Origin of the sequence: Paenibacillus sp. FJAT-27812 (genome assembly GCF_001273905.1) — a bacterium.
Taxonomy (GTDB): Bacteria; Bacillota; Bacilli; order Paenibacillales; family Paenibacillaceae; genus Pristimantibacillus.
Window position 1 is genome coordinate 3,062,502 of record NZ_LIGH01000001.1, and the last position, 18,579, is coordinate 3,081,080.

The 18,579-nt window shown below is 47.6% G+C and carries 14 protein-coding genes, 4 tRNA genes and 1 riboswitch; of the genes, 16 read left to right on the forward strand and 2 right to left on the reverse strand.

Features of this window, described 5'->3' with window-relative positions; all coding sequences use genetic code 11:
* Nucleotides 1-122: 122 nt before the first annotated feature.
* From ADU23_RS12885 to ADU23_RS12905, 5 genes are all read left to right on the forward strand, one after another.
* Nucleotides 123-199 (forward strand) — tRNA-Met (locus ADU23_RS12885).
* 41 nt (nucleotides 200-240) lie between these two features.
* Nucleotides 241-317: transfer RNA gene (locus tag ADU23_RS12890), tRNA-Asp, on the forward strand.
* Nucleotides 318-347: 30 nt separating this feature from the next.
* Nucleotides 348-422: transfer RNA gene (locus ADU23_RS12895), tRNA-Gln, on the forward strand.
* A 7-nt stretch (nucleotides 423-429) separates the two neighbouring features.
* Nucleotides 430-504: transfer RNA gene (locus ADU23_RS12900), tRNA-Gly, on the forward strand.
* Nucleotides 505-587: 83 nt separating this feature from the next.
* Nucleotides 588-1,181 (forward strand): AAA family ATPase, encoded by a 594-nt coding sequence (locus ADU23_RS12905; protein ID WP_053374108.1) that lies wholly within the window; start codon nucleotides 588-590, stop codon nucleotides 1,179-1,181.
* Here ADU23_RS12905 and ADU23_RS12910 read toward each other — a convergent pair.
* Nucleotides 1,178-2,575 (reverse strand): DUF5808 domain-containing protein, encoded by a 1,398-nt coding sequence (locus tag ADU23_RS12910; protein WP_053374109.1) that lies wholly within the window; start codon nucleotides 2,573-2,575, stop codon nucleotides 1,178-1,180. The genes ADU23_RS12905 and ADU23_RS12910 overlap by 4 nt on opposite strands.
* Nucleotides 2,576-2,585: 10 nt before the next feature.
* On the reverse strand, nucleotides 2,586-2,981 hold the full coding sequence (locus tag ADU23_RS12915) for a GntR family transcriptional regulator (protein WP_053374110.1): 396 nt from the start codon (nucleotides 2,979-2,981) through the stop codon (nucleotides 2,586-2,588).
* 196 nt (nucleotides 2,982-3,177) lie between these two features.
* Between ADU23_RS12915 and ADU23_RS12920 the strand changes: the two genes are divergently transcribed.
* The 11 genes from ADU23_RS12920 (at nucleotide 3,178) to speD (ending at nucleotide 18,578) form a co-directional block, all read left to right on the forward strand.
* Nucleotides 3,178-4,182, forward strand: coding sequence for a Gfo/Idh/MocA family protein (locus tag ADU23_RS12920; protein ID WP_053374111.1), 1,005 nt, complete (start codon nucleotides 3,178-3,180; stop codon nucleotides 4,180-4,182).
* 166 nt (nucleotides 4,183-4,348) lie between these two features.
* On the forward strand, nucleotides 4,349-5,113 hold the full coding sequence (locus tag ADU23_RS12925; RefSeq protein ID WP_053374112.1) for an NUDIX hydrolase: 765 nt from the start codon (nucleotides 4,349-4,351) through the stop codon (nucleotides 5,111-5,113).
* A 23-nt stretch (nucleotides 5,114-5,136) separates the two neighbouring features.
* On the forward strand, nucleotides 5,137-5,946 hold the full coding sequence (locus tag ADU23_RS12930) for a ribose-phosphate pyrophosphokinase (protein ID WP_053374113.1): 810 nt from the start codon (nucleotides 5,137-5,139) through the stop codon (nucleotides 5,944-5,946).
* A gap of 1 nt (nucleotide 5,947) precedes the next feature.
* On the forward strand, nucleotides 5,948-7,432 hold the full coding sequence (locus ADU23_RS12935; RefSeq protein WP_053374114.1) for a nicotinate phosphoribosyltransferase: 1,485 nt from the start codon (nucleotides 5,948-5,950) through the stop codon (nucleotides 7,430-7,432).
* A 329-nt stretch (nucleotides 7,433-7,761) separates the two neighbouring features.
* Complete coding sequence (locus ADU23_RS12940; RefSeq protein ID WP_053374115.1) at nucleotides 7,762-9,180, forward strand: RtcB family protein; 1,419 nt, start codon at nucleotides 7,762-7,764, stop codon at nucleotides 9,178-9,180.
* 259 nt (nucleotides 9,181-9,439) lie between these two features.
* Nucleotides 9,440-10,222: a nucleotidyltransferase domain-containing protein gene (locus ADU23_RS12945; RefSeq protein ID WP_053374116.1), complete on the forward strand. Its 783-nt coding sequence runs from the start codon at nucleotides 9,440-9,442 to the stop codon at nucleotides 10,220-10,222.
* 32 nt (nucleotides 10,223-10,254) lie between these two features.
* A complete protein-coding gene (locus ADU23_RS12950; protein WP_053374117.1) occupies nucleotides 10,255-11,520 on the forward strand; it encodes a class I SAM-dependent methyltransferase in 1,266 nt (421 codons plus the stop codon).
* 5 nt (nucleotides 11,521-11,525) lie between these two features.
* A complete protein-coding gene (locus ADU23_RS12955) occupies nucleotides 11,526-14,111 on the forward strand; it encodes a metallophosphoesterase (protein WP_053374118.1) in 2,586 nt (861 codons plus the stop codon).
* Nucleotides 14,112-14,234: 123 nt separating this feature from the next.
* A riboswitch (cyclic di-GMP riboswitch) is annotated at nucleotides 14,235-14,320 on the forward strand.
* Between the two features lie 84 nt (nucleotides 14,321-14,404).
* Complete coding sequence (locus tag ADU23_RS12960) at nucleotides 14,405-17,311, forward strand: EAL domain-containing protein (protein ID WP_053374119.1); 2,907 nt, start codon at nucleotides 14,405-14,407, stop codon at nucleotides 17,309-17,311.
* A 44-nt stretch (nucleotides 17,312-17,355) separates the two neighbouring features.
* Nucleotides 17,356-17,634: a hypothetical protein gene (locus tag ADU23_RS12965; protein WP_053374120.1), complete on the forward strand. Its 279-nt coding sequence runs from the start codon at nucleotides 17,356-17,358 to the stop codon at nucleotides 17,632-17,634.
* A 134-nt stretch (nucleotides 17,635-17,768) separates the two neighbouring features.
* Nucleotides 17,769-18,578, forward strand: a complete 810-nt coding sequence (gene speD, locus ADU23_RS12970) for an adenosylmethionine decarboxylase (RefSeq protein ID WP_053374121.1) — start codon at nucleotides 17,769-17,771, stop codon at nucleotides 18,576-18,578.
* Nucleotide 18,579 lies beyond the last annotated feature (1 nt).

Consider the following 18,579-nt stretch of genomic DNA (forward strand, 5'->3'; position numbering starts at 1 on the left):
CCTAAAACCGTTTGCTGCGACCCATACATCCAGCAGACACAGTTAAAGAGGTTTTCAGCAAACCTAATCTTTCGTATCCAGTTTTCAGGGCGCAATTTGTTCTGACTATATGCTTTAATTGACGCGGGGTGGAGCAGCCCGGTAGCTCGTCGGGCTCATAACCCGAAGGCCGCAGGTTCAAATCCTGCCCCCGCAACCAAAACCAAGGTTTCACCTTCGGATTTATCCGAGCTTACATATGGAGCTGTGGTGTAGTGGCCCAACATGCCTGCCTGTCACGCAGGAGACCGCGGGTTCGAATCCCGTCAGCTCCGCCATTTTAACTAAAAAGCACAGAAAATAGATGTTGGGGATTAGCCAAGCGGTAAGGCAACGGACTTTGACTCCGTCATTCTCAGGTTCGATCCCTGAATCCCCAGCCATTGATTTGCGGAAGTGGCTCAGCGGTAGAGCATCGCCTTGCCAAGGCGAGGGTCGCGGGTTCGATTCCCGTCTTCCGCTCCAATTTAACACATTCAAAACACCTTGCATTGCGGGGTGTTTTTTTGTTATGAATAAGAGAATAACGGTCGATGAGGGGGGACGCCATGCGTAAATTAGTATTTTTTGTTGGTGGGGCTGGGGCAGGCAAGACGACGCTTGCGAAGACGCTGGCAAAGGAGAAAGGGGTAGCCATTCTAGATATGGATACGCTGCTGCGTCCGGCTGCGGTGGCGCTTATGACGCAAGCTGGGCTTGATCCGAACGATAGAGATTCCAGTGCGTACAAAACGCTTTGCCGTGATTTAGGTTATCGGATTACGATGGACGCCGCACTTGAGAATATCGCTAATGACGTGGATGTTTTTGTTATTGGGCCCTTCACGAAGGAAACGGAAACCCCGCGTTGGATCGAGCAGGAGCTCTCTACAATCGGGGCGACGTTATTTGATGTGGATGTGAAGGTTGTATTCGTCTATCTGCGGGATGATAAGCTCCATTACGATCGAATCGTTCAGAGAGGTTCAGCGCTGGATCAGTACAAGCTCGACAACTGGAGCAAGTTTAGCCGCTCATTAGTTAGAAGAGAGCTGAAATGGCGTCTTCCAGCTTCTTCTGTGCTTTATTTTGACAACTCTAAAGGACTGGATGAGCAATCGCTGGCAGTGCTGGAGCGCTTCGTATACGATGGCTCCGTCTAGCTTGCTGCAGGCTGTGGCTTGCGTGAAGCTAGCTCATGGTAGAGTGCTTCCGTCTTAGCGGCATCCTTATCGTTAAAAACAACGTACAAGCCGTCTAGCTGAATGAAAATGTATGGCGGTGAATTTTTGAATACATACAGCTTGGCGGCCCCTAGCTTATCTAATGAAAAGTTGCCTCTGGCATATTCGGCTGTTGCCGTGCCATTTGTTCTAAAGCCGCTAGGCAGCTCATTTTCAAGCGTGACTTCCTTTACATCACTCATATTAAAGCTGTAATCGTAGAGCGGGTAATCAATGGAGACGCTGCCGCTATCATTAATCGTAAGTAATGGGGACGTGTTGTCTGATTGCACGGCAAACGCCGCAAGCGGAATGATGATAACAAGTGCAAGCACGATCCCGCCGTATTGAATCCATTTTCCGCCTCGGGTTGCCATATTGACCGTTGAACCGATGCCCACGCGTTTTGGCACCATGATCGCTTTATCTTCCGGGTTAAAATAAGTCGAGCCATTGATCCAGTAGGCATCATTATCGGTAACAATGGACTCGCCATCCGTCTCCGCCAGACTTTCCTCTAACGCATGTACCTTGTTATGTACGAAGAAAATACTGCCTAGTGGAACCAGCGATACCATAATAATGCCAATGATCCATTGCGTGAAGCTAAGGGAGCTTCCCTGCGTCAAAATCGTATAAGCGACATATGCGTTGATGCTCTCAAAAATAGCGAGAATTGGCCATAGGATGGACCAGTAGCGTCTTGCAGCACGGTTGATAGCGGCATTAATATCGTGATTTTTGCTATACACCTTCGTCTTCATATTGCCAAAAGCGGCGTATATGGCATACAAAATGACGGTCATCGCAAGTGAAGCGAATCCAGTCATTCGCAAGAGCATATTGGTGTTTATAAAGGATAGGAGGATGGGCACGACGGATAATAGTGCGGGAATCATAAACCAATAGGGCGAAGCAAGCGTTGATTTTTTTAACTGCGTTACTTTAGCATCGATACGGATGATCTTCTTTTCCCCAACAAACCACTGCTTTTCACGTTTGAGCGCAGCTGTTTTGTGATGGATTTTGTTAAACGGAAGCTTAGACGAATAAAGGAACGCAGCAAACCAAAGAAACATATAACTAAGGGTCAATGAGAAGTAATCGCTTAGCAGGAAAAATGGAGCTAAGGTAATCAACGCGATGATCCCGTATATGGCGTAGGCTTTTTTGTATTCGGATTGAAACTGCTTGATTGCGGCATCATTAAAAGCCTTGGGCGGGAGAGTCACACCGAATAAAATATGGTTGCTGGGATTGGCTTGCTTAAAAAACATAACAAGAATGCTGATATAAACAATTGCGGCTGGAATAATCAATAAAAGATTGTTCATGAAAACGCTCCTATTCTGGCAGGGAATGATGTTTGCTGGCTGCGGCAGCGAAGATGTCCGAGCAAATCTGCATAAATTGCTCTTGTCCAACACCTTTCAAGCTGGCCTCTGATATGACAAGCTTTAATTCGCGCTCCAGCTTCTGGATGAAGCCGGCTTGCTTGCCCCACACTGTAGACACTTTGGCGCCATGCCTCCGATCAATGGATATGAACCCTTCGTTTTTCAAAATGGCATATGCTTTGTTCACCGTCATGGCATTAACGCCTAAATCATCAGCAAGCTGCCTTACGCTTGGCAATCGCTCGCCGTACTCAAGCCCGCCTACGCCAATTCCGATGACGATTTGGTTGCGGAGCTGGACGTAGATCGGTATTTCGCTGTTGTAATCAAGCTTCATAATCATCGGATCACCCCATCTTACAAAGTATTATTTGTATTACGAATACTAATACAAATTAGTCGGATTGTCAAAAATGCAAGCGGGTTAGCTTGGACAGGCTCACCCTAAAATAGCTATAATAAGCAGTAGCGGAATTTGTTATCCAATGATTAATAGCGTAAAGCTTTTATCCAATAAATAACCTCAAGGAGAGACATGAATGACGACTACCATTCGATTTGGCATTATCGGTACAAACTGGATTACAGAACAATTTATCGACGCGGCAAGCGAGGTTGAAGGCTTTAAGCTTTCGGCTGTCTATTCGCGTTCATTAGAGACGGCGAGCGCATTCGCGGCTAAACATAACATCGCAGCTACCTTTACGGACGTGGAGGCGATGGCAGCAAGCGGAGAGATTGATGCGGTCTATATTGCGAGCCCGAACTCGTTTCATGCGGGACATGCGATAACGTGCATGAACCACGGGGTACATGTGCTTTGCGAGAAGCCAATCGCTTCGAACGCCCATGAGCTTCGTCAAATGATCGCCGCAGCCAAAGAGAACGGCGTTCTATTGATGGAGGCGCTCAAATCGACGCTGCTTCCGAGCTTCAAGGCGGTTCAGGACAATCTGCATAAGCTGGGGACGGTACGGCGCTATTTTGCAAACTACTGCCAATACTCTTCGAGATACGATGCTTACAAAGCAGGCACGGTGCTTAACGCCTTTAATCCGGTATTCTCCAATGGCGCGCTGATGGATCTAGGCATCTATTGCATCTATCCGCTTGTGGCGCTATTCGGCAAGCCGGATGCGATTAAAGCTACAGGCGTTATGCTGGAATCCGGCGTGGATGGCGAAGGCAGCATCGTGCTGCAATATGCGGGCATGGATGCGGTTATCATGTATTCAAAAATTACGCACTCGTCGCTGCCTTCCGAAATCCAAGGGGAAAGCGGAAGCATTGTCATTGATAAAATTAGCGAGCCTGCCAAGATCGAACTCCAATATCGAAAGGGAGAAGCAGAGGATCTTTCGCAGCATACAAACAGCAAATCGATGTTCTATGAGGCGAAGGAATTTATCGCGCTTATTAGAGCAGGACGTACGGAGTCATCGGTAAATACATTTGAAAATTCGCTTGCAACGATGGAAATCATGGACGAGGCGCGTAAGCAAATCGGACTCGCCTACCCTGCGGATGCAGCGGCATCCCTATAAAGACATCTAAGAGAAACGAAGTGGCGGGCAGCTGCTTCGTTTTTTTTACTCGCTGCGGGCCAAGACCAAATGCCTATTTTTTGTAAAAGGCATTGACAACGATAATCAATAATGTCATTATGATAATATCAAAACGAAACAACATTCGGATCGGGAGAGAAAAACGATGGTTGAACATGAAGCGAATTACTCTGCAAGCCACTACCGCACGCCGGACGGCGCACCGGCAGATATCGTTATCTTTACAATCGTATCCATGGAGAAGCAATCAGCGAAGAAGGCATTGCCTACGCGGGAATTGCAGGTGCTGCTGATTCAGCGGAACATTTGGCCGTTTGAGGGCAAGTGGGCATTGCCGGGCGGCTTCACGCTGGAGAACGAGACGGTATACGATTGCGCGAAGCGCGAGCTGCAGGAGGAGACGGCAGTCGAGGATGTGCATATCGAATATTTTAACGTATACAGCGCGCCCGGCCGTGATCCGCGGGGCTGGATCATCTCCCACGCGTTTCTGGCGCTCGTTAATGAGCGGGTGCTTGCAAATCGGGCGGCAGCCGTTGATGCCTCAGATGTGCAATTGTTCACAGTCGAGGAAGCGCTCCAGATGGAGCTGGCTTTTGACCATAAGCAAATTTTGCTGGATGCGCTGCAAGGGATTCGCAAGAAAATGCTCACGACGACGATTGCGAAGGAGTTTCTCCCAGAGGAATTCACGCTTAGCGAGCTGTATCAGGTCATACAGACGGTTGTGCCAGACTTTGAGGAGCCGAATTTCATTCGCAAGCTAACGTCGACGAAGAGCCGCAGTACGATCATCGAGGAAGCGACGGATGAGGACGGCATGCCGAAGCAATCCAAGCAGTATTCGCAGCGAGCGGCGCAGCTGTACCGTTTTACGAAGGAAGAGCCTAGATTGTCTATCTATAGCTGAATGCTTATGAGGAGAGTGACGGCATGCTGAAGTTTAATGGAGTGGAGCTTGGCTTAAAGCAGTTCCCAAACGGCGAGACGCTTGTGAACGGGGATGAGATTTTAACGCATATGGCGGATTTCAATACGATCGTCTGGAAGTATGAGGATGACGGCGATCTCATCAAGCTGATGTTCGTTAAGAGCTATCTCGATGACCGCAGAGTCAAAAGCACGCTGACGATTTATTATTTGCCCTATAGCCGGATGGACCGGGTAGAAGGAACGTCCGCTTTTACATTAAAATATACGGCTGCCTTCATCAATAGCTTGAATTTTGAGTCGGTGACGATCATTGAGCCGCATTCGGATGTATCGCTCGCGCTGATCGACCGAAGCATCGGAAAATATCCGACGATTCAACTGCTGGAGCAGGTTGCTGCCGAGGTGGGCTTTGATCCTGAGCAGGATTACCTGTTCTTCCCGGATGCAGGCGCGCAGAAGCGCTACAGCAAGGTGCAAGGCTACAAGCAGCTGGTAGGCTTTAAGGCGAGGGACTTTCAGACGGGACAAATCAAGAGCCTTGATGTAGTCGGGAATGTGGATGGCAAAGGCTTTAAAGCGATCATTGTGGATGACCTATGCTCGTATGGCGGCACGTTTATGCTTAGCGCGGAGAAGCTGAAGGAGATAGGAGCCACGCATATTTATTTGCTGGTCGGGCATTGCGAGAATTCGATTTACAAAGGAAAAATATTGGAATCGGATCTCATTGATAAGGTATATACGACCGATACGATACTAGGCAAGGCTGAACACCATAAAATTCACGTATTCGAAATGGGAGGTTTATAAGATGACGCAAACATTCGTTTATCCAGCTACGCTGTTGTGCGATTTTTACAAGGTGAGCCATAAAAATCAGTATCCAAAAGGCACGGAGCTCGTTTACTCGACCTGGACAGCACGTACAAGCCGCTTGGATGATATTAACGAGGTAGTGGCATTTGGCTTCCAATCGTTTATTAAACAATATTTGATCGATTATTTTAACGAGCATTTTTTTGCTAGGACAAAAGAAGAAGTAGCGGCAGAGTACAAACGTGTCATTCAATATGCGCTTGGCGCGGCGGAGCCGGATGCTTCGCATATCGAAGAGCTGCATGATCTTGGCTACTTGCCGGTCAAAATCAAAGCGATCAAAGAGGGTGCCCTCGTTCCCATAAAAGTGCCGATGCTGACGATCGAGAATACGAAGCCGGAGTTTTTCTGGCTCACCAATTATTTGGAGACGTTGATGTCGTGCCAGCTGTGGATGCCGGCTACGAGCGCGACGCTGGCCTTTGAATATCGCAAAATATTAGAAGCGTATGCGCTTAATACAAACGGTGATACGGCAGGCGTGCCCTTCCAAGGCCATGATTTCTCGATGCGGGGCATGGGCGCCCTGGAATCGGCTCTTGGAAGCAGCGCGGGACATCTGCTCTCGTTCACGGGAACGGATACGATACCGGCTATTTTGTATATGGAAAATTACTATAATGCGAATATCGAGAAGGAATTGGTCGGAACCTCGATTCCGGCAACGGAGCACAGCGTCATGTGCGCGCATGGACGGGACGAAATGGCATCGTACCGTTACTTGATCAAAGAGGTGTATCCGAGCGGCTTCGTCTCGATCGTATCGGATACATGGGACTTGTGGAGCGTATTGGACGTTGTTATCCGCGGCTTGAAGGAAGATATCATGAGCAGGGACGGCAAGGTGGTCATACGGCCTGACAGCGGCGATCCGGTTAAAATCATCTGCGGCGACCCGGATGGGGAGAGCGAGTTCGAGCGCAAGGGCGTTATCGAAATACTATGGGATATTTTTGGCGGGACGGTGACGGAGAAGGGCTATAAGCAGCTCGACAGCCACATTGGCGCGATATACGGCGATGCGATTACGATTTCGCGCTGCCGCGAAATTTGCGAACGGCTTGCGGGCAAAGGCTTCGCTTCGACGAATATGGTGTACGGCATCGGTTCGTTTACGTACCAATACAATACCCGGGATACGTTCGGCTTCGCTTTGAAATCGACCTTTACCGTTGTGAACGGCGAGGAGCGAAAAATTTATAAAGATCCGAAAACCGATAACGGCGTGAAAAAATCGCAAACGGGTCTAGTGCTCGTGACGGAGCAGGATGGCAAGCTCGGCTTTACCGATAATTTAAGCCTTGCGGAGTATGAGGCGCGCGCGGCAGAAGACCAGCTGGAAGTGGTATTTGAGGACGGGAAGCTCATTCGGGATCTTACGCTAGCAGAGGTGCGCGCGAACTTATTGGATCAATTATAAACGAGTAAATGGGAATACGCCGTGCGGAAGCAGCAGAGTCATTATTGGAAAATTTCTAAAAAGGTTGACAGATGCTGGGTGACGGGCGTATTATGATGTAAATCAAATGAAGGGAGGCCGATGAACATGCACGAACATAATTTAGCATTTAATGCAGCTTCATATAGCAAGTCCATTTCATCGGCCTCTGCGTGGCCTGTGACTGTTTTCTAAAATTTTGCAAGCTATAGCTGCACAGTTTAGGAAATAAAGGCGCAAGTAAAGCCATGGACATGTTTAGGGTCCATGGCTTTTTTGTGTTCATTTGAATTTAAGGAGTTTTAACGTTTATGAAAGAAACCTATTATCAGAAAGTTCAGCTGCCTTCGGGGCAGGTGCATGTTTATGCGGGACCGGAGCTATTCGCGTCCTTAGATTATAAAGTGTTTGAAATGGCGAACAACAATTTGCAAATTCCGAATCAGGTTTATATGAGCTATACGCCGGACGTTCACGTTGGGGTAGGTACTTGCATTGGCACAACTGCGGTGTGGAATACGAGCGACGGCTTCGTATCCCCGTCGATTGTGGGCAGCGATATCGGCTGCGGGATGCGCGTACAGCTCACGAGTCTCCATAAGGATGACTTGAAGGAGGTAAAGCTGCGCCGGAAGCTGGTTAGAGCGATTGAAAAGCATTTGCCGGTGGAGGAGCACGCAAGAGGCCATTTCTCGGATATTAGACTTGAGAATGTGGTGAAGAAAGGGCTGCACGGCTTGCCCAAAAAATATATTCCCGATGCGTACACGCCGCGCAAAGCAACCTCCTTAACCCATGTGGAGAGCAGCCGGTTTTATTTTGACGAAGAGGTGCTGGATAAGTTTCCGGAGGTCGTATGGCATCGCGCGCATCGCCAGCTTGGCACGCTTGGAGGCGGCAATCATTTTGTCGAGATTCAAGCGATTGAAATTGCCGAGGAAAACCGGGAAATCGCAGAGGAGTGGGGATTATACGACGGCCAGGTCGTCATTATGATTCATTCCGGCTCGCGTGCCTGGGGAGGCGCGGTCAGTCAATACTGCGGCACCGATATTGCCAAAATGATGCGTCATGAAGGAATCGGCACCGCTGATCCCAAGCTGCTTTACGCGCCGCTTTCCCATCCGCTCGGGCAAACCTATGTGAATCTCATGTACTCCGCGCTCAATTACGCAGTTGTGAATCGTCATTTGATCGCTTATGCAGTCCGCGAGGCGGGCAAGGATGTATTCGGCTCCAAATTCGAGCTGCGTACGTYGTATGATCTCATGCATAACTATGCGTGGGAGGAAGAGCAGGATGAGCAAGCCTACTTCGTTCATCGCAAGGGGGCGACAAGAGCGCTCCCGGCGGGGCATCCGGACAATCCGGAGCCATACCGCAGTACGGGGCATCCTGCGCTTATACCAGGCTCGATGGGAACCGCTTCGTATATTATGGTCGGCAGCCCGGAAGGAAAAGCAAATCATTATTCCATCTGTCATGGAGCAGGGCGCATACGCTCACGCAATGCGACGAAGCAGCTGGTATCCGTTGAAGAGGTAGCCGCCGCGATGCGGGTAGGTACGGATGATGAAATCGTTGTGAATCAGCGCTCCATGGAATCGCTGGTCGATGAGTCGCCGCAGGCATACAAGGATGTTGATCAAATCATTGAGAGCGTCGTAGGCGCGGGGCTCGCGCAGGTGGTTGCGAAGTGCAAGCCGCTTGCAGCTGTAAAAGGAACTTAAACAAAAAGGTATTGAGGGGGTCCGAGTAGAATGGTTAACAATCAACTAGAAAATCATCCATTAAATGGGTTCGAACAAATCAACTCTTACAATCGTATAAGCGAGCATCTTTTTTCATCGGACCCATTGTACGGTATTTGAAGGGAGGCGTGTGCGGGCTTAGCGTTAGCCCCAGCGCACCCTATTCATCATTGCTAACCATGGACGAATTTGTCCATGGTTTTTTTTTATGCTAAAGCTGAAGAAGGGAGTCATTAGCATGACTGATATACGAGCTGACATTTTTGAGGAGCTGGACCGCATTGAGCGCGAAGAGCAAGTGCGCATTCTATACGCCTGCGAATCGGGAAGCAGGGCATGGGGTTTTCCGTCAAAGGACAGCGATTATGACGTCCGTTTCCTCTACGTCAGGCCAGTGGAATGGTATTTATCGATCTTTAATAAGCGGGATGTTATCGAGCGCCCGATCAGCAACCTGCTGGATATTAACGGCTGGGATTTACGCAAGGCGCTTAACCTGTTCCGCAAATCGAATCCGCCGCTGATGGAATGGCTGCAATCGCCGATGCCTTATTACACGAAATACACGGTGGCTGAGCAAATTCGCAGCATTTCACCGTTAGCTTTTTCGCCTAAATCATGTATGTATCATTATCTCAATATGGCGAAGGGCAACTATAGAGAGTATCTGCAAGGCGAGCAAGTGAAAATAAAAAAATACTTTTACGTGCTAAGGCCCATTCTGGCATGCGAATGGATTGAGACCTACCATACGATGCCACCGATTGCATTTGATCGTTTGGTAGAGGCGCTAATTCCGCCGAGAAGCGAGCTGCGTGCGGCAATCGAACAGTTATTGCAGCGGAAGAAAGCAGGGGAGGAGCTGGACTTGGAGCCAAGGATACATCCGATCAATCATTATTTGGAGGATCGGATCGCCTATTTTGAGCGAACAGCTCTGGCGCTTGGGGACGGCAAGGAAGCGCGGGATGAGCAGCTAGATGATTTGTTCCGGAGCGCTTTACAAGAGGTATGGCGTTAAGGAAGCAACTGATAGGTGAGGGGAAGGTAAATATGGCAATCGTGCAAGTGAAGTCGACGAACCCAAGCTTTTCGTTCGTCATCAAAAAGAATCCGCATTCCGGCATGCTGCTGCGCGCCGTACGCAAAGGAATGGCGTATGGCTGGTATACGGATGAAGGGACGTTCAACGTTTATTTTAAGGATGCAGACAACGAGGTTTCTTATAAACAGCATAGACAGGACCAGTTTGAATATCTTAATGTGTCTCGTTATAATACGCCGCTGTTTGTGTTAGGAGCGATAAACGAATTTTTTGCTGCGCCGCTCAAAGCACAGGATCCAAAGGATACGGAACAATATGAGCACTCCTTCCATATCAACATGATCCATATCGAGCTTCTGCGCTATATTCATTTTTTTGAAAAGCATCTGACGGATTACTCGTTTGAAACGGTGCATCTAGCGCACAAAAGCTATTCGCTGACGATCAAGACGCAGAAATCGCTGTATGAGCTTATGCATGTCGTAAGCGTGCTTTGTTTGTTCCTATCGATATTCAGCGATGAGTACATTGATATTTCCGATGATATTTTGATCAAATATGTGAAGAGCATTCAAATTATAGATGCGCCGTTCTATCTTCGCAGCTTATTTGCCCGCAACTTCCTTGCATCCAGAGATCGCTTCAAGAAGTACAAGGAGGAGCTTGAGAAGACGGAGCGGTATTCGATCCAATTGGCTTTTGGCGGCACGGCGCAGCAGCGGAGGAGCTACATCGGCAGCGTGCTTCCCTTCGATAAATCGATTGTGGACGTAGGCTGCGGAGAAGGCTTTTATGCGATCCCGTTTGCGTCCAAGATCGAAGCCAGCTATTATGCGATAGATATAAGCGAGCCATTGCTAGAGGTGGTACAAAGAAAAGCGGATGCGAAGGAGCTGGAAAACATCGCAACGTTTCCTTCCATCGATCACTTTATTGAGCAGTATAACGGAGAGCAGGTGGATGTTGTTTTGACAGAGGTTATTGAGCATATGAGTCTGGACGAGGCTAGCGCGCTTATACGGCAAATTTGCGGGCAGATCGATTTTGATCATTTTGTGCTGACCACTCCGAATGCGGAATTTAACGCATATTATGAGCTGGACGATTTCCGTCATGATGACCATAAATGGGAGCTTGGGACAGCAGCGTTTCAGGAATGGCTGATAGCAGCAGTGAGAGAACAAAACGTTGATACGGAATTTGTAGCAATCGGCGATGGCGTGAATGGCATTCAGACGACGCAGGGAGCGATTTTGAGGAAAAGGAGGGAATAGCGGAGATGGAAATGAGAACGAGAGTCCATACGATATTTATGCTGATCGGTTCGACGGAATGCGGCAAAACGACATTCGCAAACGAGATTCTTATGCGGCAGCTGCGGTTTAGTGATGAGGCTAAAGGAGTAAATGCCAATGTGCAGTATATTTCCTCTGATAGCATCCGCCAGGAGCTGCTTGGCTTTGACTATGATAAATATGACCAAGTGATGCTGGAAGCGAGCGATCAGGCTTTCCGCCTTCTGTTCGAGAAGCTGAGGCTGGTCACGTCCTTTCCTATAAATGCGGAATTTGTTGTCGTGGACACAACAGGGCTGGCTGAGGATTTTCGGGCGAAGGTAAAGGATATTGCAAATGAAAACAACTACAATCTTGAGGTAGTGCTGTTCGATTACCGAAAGCGGGATGATTATTACGCATCGGAGCGATCGAAGAAGCTCATTACAAGCCATATCAACCGATTGCGCAAAGAGGTGCTTGGCTCATTATCGAGGGAGCGCTACTCCAAAATACATAAAGTTCGCGCGAAGGACTTTTATTCACCGTCTGCCGGAATAGCTAATGCGGATTATAAGGTCATCGTTGAGGATGCGGACGACTATTTGGATGTTATTTTGCCGCTTGATCAAAAAACGATTATGGTAGGCGACGTTCACGAGTGCGCAGATGAGCTGAGAGGATTGCTCGTTAGCCATGGCTTTCAATTGGAAGACGGCCAGCTGATTGAAACGGAGAAGCTGAAGGGCACGAAGGTGCTGCTTGTTGGGGATTGGATCGACAAGGGCGGCCATACGAAGGAAATAATCGATTTTCTATATACGAATCAGCAGCATTTCTTGTTCGTGCTAGGCAACCATGAGAACTTCGTATATAAATTTATGCGCGGAGAAATTAAAGGCGTCGAAGAGGAGCTGCTTCATTCGTACTTTGATTCAACCGAGGTGCTTCGTCAGGATGAAGAGCTGCTTCGGCGGTTTAATCATCTAGTGTCGCTATCAAAGCCCTTCTATCGGATGGTGGGCAAAAGAGGAGCATCCTTCTATGTGACGCATGCGCCCTGTGCGAATAAATATTTGGGCAAGCTGGACCCGAACTCGGTTAGGCATCAGCGGAACTTCCGGATCGACCGCTCGGCGCCGCTGGAGGAGCAGCTTTCGTTCTTGAAGCGGGAGGCGGCATATAATCAGCCTTATCACGTATTCGGTCATATCGCAGCCAAAAACGCGTTCCGAATTAAAAATAAAATCCATCTTGATTCGGGTGCGGTGCACGGCAATTTGCTTACCTCGGTGATACTCTCGGCGAAGCCGATGTATAAATCGCAAAAATCAGAGCAAGCGGCTATGACGGATGTGCTGCACACGCTGTTCAAGGAAGAGCATAAGGTGTCGCTGCAGGAGCTCGGTGACGATGAAGCGCGCAGGCTGCAATACTGCTCGGCTAATAAGATTAACTTTATATCGGGAACGATGGCGCCAGCAGACAAGGATGAGGCAGCGCAGGAGCTTGAATCGCTGAGGAAAGGGCTGGACTATTTTGCAAGGCAGGGCGTTAAAGAGGTCGTGCTCCAGCCTAAATATATGGGATCAAGATGCAATGTCTATTTGCATGCGGAGCTTGGGCAATGTTTTGCGGTAAGCCGCAATGGTTATAAGATCAATAAGATTGATCTTACGGCTGTATACGAGAGATTGCAGCAAAGACTAGGAAGCTATATGAAGGAAAACGGCATTGCGATGCTCATTCTCGACGGTGAATTGCTGCCTTGGCAGGCGCTCGGAGAAGGCCTTATAGAGAAGCAGTTTAAACCGATCGAAAAGGCGCTTGAGTCGGAGCTTGCGTTCCTTAAGGCGAATGGGTTCGAGGAAGCGTTCGATAAGCTTGCGCTAGGATACAAGGAAAGCGGCTTTGAGAAGGATCAATTCCATCTGTCCAAAGGGGCGCTTAATGAAAAATATGGCCTGAACGTCTACCAAAGCTACAAATATGTTCATTCGGTTTTGGAGAAGCATATGCCTCTTGCCGATCATATGGACGCCTACAGCACGTACAAGAAGCAGCTTGAGCTGTATGCGGAGGCTGGCGAGCTGGCATACAAACCGTTCTCGCTGCTCAAAATCATCTATGAGGATGGCCGGGAGATGCTGCCTGAATGGAAGACATCGGAGATGTATCATTTCCTCTCGGATGATCCGTTCCTTGCGCTCAATCTATCCGCAGAGGAGAGCTATGAGCAAGCGGAGCAGTATTTCTTAACGCTCACGGTGGATAACCATATGGAGGGAGTCGTCATTAAGCAAGAATACTCAGATCCGCATATCGTTCCTTATATGAAGGTGCGTAATGCGAACTATATGTCGATTATTTATGGCTATGATTATCGTTTCCCGCATAAGTACAACAAACTCATTAGACAGAAGAGCATTCATCTGAAGCTTCGCACCTCTTTAAAAGAGCACCGGCTCGGGCAAAAAATGCTGGCGATTCCATTTGCTGAGATTGCGCCGGATAACGCAGCGTATAAGGCTGCTGCTGCAAATCTACTATTTGAGGTTGCCAGAGAGAAGGAGATTGATCCACGCTTGTAATGATCTGTCTCTAGCATTTGACCTCCCCCTCAGGGGAGGTTTTTTGACAAATTTCGACTTATTTTCTGAAATTGCATATGGTATATATCGGAATTGTATGAAATAATCATATAAGTAAAAAGTCCTAGTAAAGAGCAAAGTTGTCGAAAGACAATGACGCAAAGCCAACAGGCCTAAAGGGAATTTCCAAAGGTGGCTGGGTTGCCAAAGGGATGAGAGATACTATACTTATATCCTCTTCCTCAAAACTACAGGTTACCGCAAATGTTAATAAGAGGGAAGGATATTAAGCAATGGATAAAAACATTCAGCTTTTTAACGGCAACGGCAAAAGCTTTGAACTTGTTCAGCAAATCGCGAATTTAGGATACTGGGAATTCGATCATGTTCGGAAACAAGCGTCTTGGTCGAATCAAATGTTTGATATATATGGGATGAGTACGGATTTCTCGGTAAAGCAGGAAGATTTTTTTGATCTTATTCATGCCGAGGATCGCGAGCGTATTAAGAAACAGTTCTATGAATCGGCAGAAATGAAAAAAGAGTTCATCAGCGAATATCGGATCATTCGCCAGAGCGGGGAGATTCGTTATGTACTGGAGCATATTTCATTTATTCTCGGCGATGACAACGAAGTAACGAAAACGGTAGGCACGATTCAGGACGTCACGGAAAATAAAATTTTGAAGCATCGATTAATAGTGGAAGAACAGCATTATAAAGCGATATTTGAAAATAATCCGGATGCGGTCTTTTCATTTGACATTAACGGACATTTTTTGTCTTGCAATCCTGCCTTGGAGCAAATGTTTGGTTATACGAGAGACGAAATTATGCGGGGCAACTTCCACCAGATGGTGGATAAGGAGTATTTGGAGAGTACGACTCATTTATTTGAGGAAACGGTTAGAACACAGAGGCCTTGTAACTATGATACGAGGGGCGTGACGAAGAGCGGACGAAAGATCGATGTCAATGTGACCAATATACCGATGATCATCGATAACGAGCTTGTCGGGATATATGGCATAGCTAAGGATATTACGCAGGAGAAGAAAATGGAGCGGTCGCTTTCGGAGACGGAATTGAAATTCAGCAGCATCATAGAACAGTCTATCGTCGGCATATTTGTCGCTCAGAAAAAAAACTTTGTTTACACGAACAAAGAGCTGGATAAAATGCTTGGATATGAATCGCTAATTGGAGTGGCGGTTGAAGAAACGATACATATCGACGATCGTGAATCGATCATTAGTCAGGTCATGCAGCTTACGGAAGGACAGACGCTTCCTAATTTTTGCCAGAGGGCGATTAAACGAGACGGAACGGTCATTCATTGCGAAGTGCATGTTAACCGAGTGTCCCATATGGGGGAAAAAGCCATTATAGGCACCGTCTTGGACATTACGGAGCGGAACAAGGCGCAGGAGTTAAATCAGTATTTGGCTTACCACGATTACTTGACGGGCATGCCCAATCGGAGGAAGTTCGAGGAGCAGCTCGATACGCAGCTTAGAATAAGCGAGTTTTTTAACCAAAAGCTTGCTGTGTTGCTCATCGATTTAGACCGGTTTAAATATGTAAATGATACGCTCGGGCACCCCATTGGCGATGCGCTGCTGAAGCAAATCGCGATGAGGGTGATGAGCAGCTTTAGCGAATCGCAAGTAGCTTACCGGGTTGGCGGAGACGAGTTTTCGATCATACTGGCAAATGTGCAGCAGCAGAGCGATGTGACGGACGCTGCGGAGCAGCTTATTAAGCTCATTAAAGAGCAATTTGTTATAGATGGATTTGAGCTGAATGTAACAGCAAGCATCGGGATCAGTCAATCGCCGGACGATGGCTGCACGGTTGAGTCTTTGATGAAAAACGCGGATGCTGCCCTTTACCATGCCAAATCCAAAGGACGGGACCAGTCACAGTATTACTCCTCTTCGCTAAATGTGAAAACCTTTAAATTGTTTTCACTGAGCAATGATCTGCGCAAAGCGATGGAAAAAGGGGAGTTTTTCCTCGATTATATGCCTCGCGTCCACGCGCAAACGATGGAGGTTGTTGGCATTGAGGCGCTGCTGCGGTGGAACCATCCGGATTGGGGGCTGGTATCCCCGTCGGAGTTTATCCCGATCGCGGAAGAGAACGGACTTATCGTGCCGATAGGCGAGTGGGTGCTTCGAGAGGCTTGCATGCAAAGCAAACGTTGGCAGAACATGGGGCTGCCTCCTATTATTATGTCGGTCAATTTCTCGGTTCAGCAGCTGCTGAAACAAAATATATTAGAGACGATTGATTGCATCGTCGAAGAGACAGGCTTATCGCCAGATCGGTTGGAAATCGAAATTACGGAAAGCTCCTTCATCAGCAATGAGAAGGTCGTAACGGAGCTGCTGCTCGAGCTGAGGAAGCGTAGAATTAAAGTATCGCTTGACGATTTTGGCACGGGCTACTCCTCTCTTTATCTATTAAAGCGGTTAGCGCTGGATACGATCAAAATAGACAGGTCGTTTGTAGAGGAAATGATGACGGAGCCAAGCAATAAGAGCATTATCGAATGCATGATTCGGCTTGCTGGAGAGCTGAAAATGCATGTGGTTGCCGAGGGCGTGGAGACCAAGGAGCAATTCAACTATTTAAGGGAGCAGCAATGCGACGAGATCCAAGGCTATTATTTTAGCCGACCCGTTGACCCTGAGAGCATCGTTCAGCTGCTGCGCAAAAAAACGTTTATGGAGCCAGCGTTGCTAAGAAGCAGCATGGAGCCGATCCCAAACCGCAGACAATACTTTCGAATCGAGATGAAGCACAGCTTGCTGGCAGAGATGACGATTACGATGTTTAAGGGACGAAGCGTGCGGCTCGGCAGCACGGAGGTGCTCGTCCGAAATATCGGTCCAGGCGGCCTTCGGTTTATGGTAGGCGTTAAGCTTCCCGTCAACAGCGATATTCTGCTGATGTTCAAAACCCAAATTGTCAATCAAATGTACGTGCTATATGGCTTTATAGTCTGGTACAATGAACTGGACAATGATATTTATGAATACGGCGTGCAATTTCAAATGAAAGAGAAGGAGCATGAAGAGCTCGTCAATGCGCTTAATTTGCTTGCGATTAAACAGCGCGACGGCATTTTGCCCCAAACACAAGTCTATGTGGGCGACCCCATACTCCGAATAAAGGAATTGAAAAAGCTTAATTGATGATAAAATACGTTGTTAAAGGATACGGATAGGAGGAGTAGAGCATGAACGATATCGTGAACAAATTTTGCGTCAAAACATTTGGTTCCTCAAACCTGGTAACGGAGATCGGCAAGGTGACGAAGGTAGCCAGCAGAACGATTCATGTTGACTGGGGCATGAAGAAGTACGTTTACCAAAACAAAGATTTCAGATGGATCCCGCTTACAAAAGAGGAAGTGGAGAAAAAATATCCGAAATCGAAATTTACGGAGGACTCACTCAAACGGGCTTTGGCATTTGGTCTGGAAATCAAAGGCGTACAGCCGGTGTCATCTGAATAGATTTGACTATAAAAAGCATTTTGCGCTTGGCTAATCCCGAGCGTGAAATGCTTTTTTTATTGCAGATTGCCGTTTTATCGCATCGCGCTTTGGGTAAAAGGAAATAGTAGTAAGGAAAGAAGGGGGATGTGCGCTTGAAGCTAACGCCGGAACAGCGAATCCAATTGCATGGCTTTAATAACTTAACGAAGTCGCTCAGCTTTAATATGTATGACGTGTGTTATACGAGAACAAGGGAAGAGCGCGAAGCTTATATTGCCTATATTGACGAGCAATACAATTCGGATAGGCTGACGAAAATTTTAAACACCGTATCGGACATTATCGGCGCGCATGTACTGAATATTGCCAAGCAGGACTATGAGCCGCAAGGCGCCAGCGTGACCTTGCTCGTATCGGAAGGCCCTATCGTCGGCGGGCCGAATGAATCGTTCGAGGAATCGCCGGGCCCGCTGCCTGATTCAGTTGTGATGCATTTGGATAAAAGCCATATAACGGTCCATACGTATCCCGAGTATCACCCGAATGAAGGAATCAGCACCTTCCGGGCAGACATCGATGTGTCTACCTGCGGCGAAATATCGCCTTTGAAAGCGTTGAATTACTTAATTCATTCCTTTGATACGGACATCATGACGCTTGACTACCGCGTACGCGGCTTTACGCGTGACATTAACGGCCACAAGCTGTTTATTGATCATGACATCAACTCGATCCAAAATTACATACCGAAGGAAGAGTGCCTTTTGTATGACATGATCGACGTTAATATTTATCAGGAAAATGTGTTCCATACCAAGTGCAAGCTGAAGCAATTCGATTTGAACAATTATTTGTTCGGCTATACGAAGGATTCGCTGACAGCTAAGGAACAAGAAGAAATAACGAGAAGATTGAAGACCGAGATGGATGAAATCTTTTATGGAAAAAATATAAGGAGCTGAT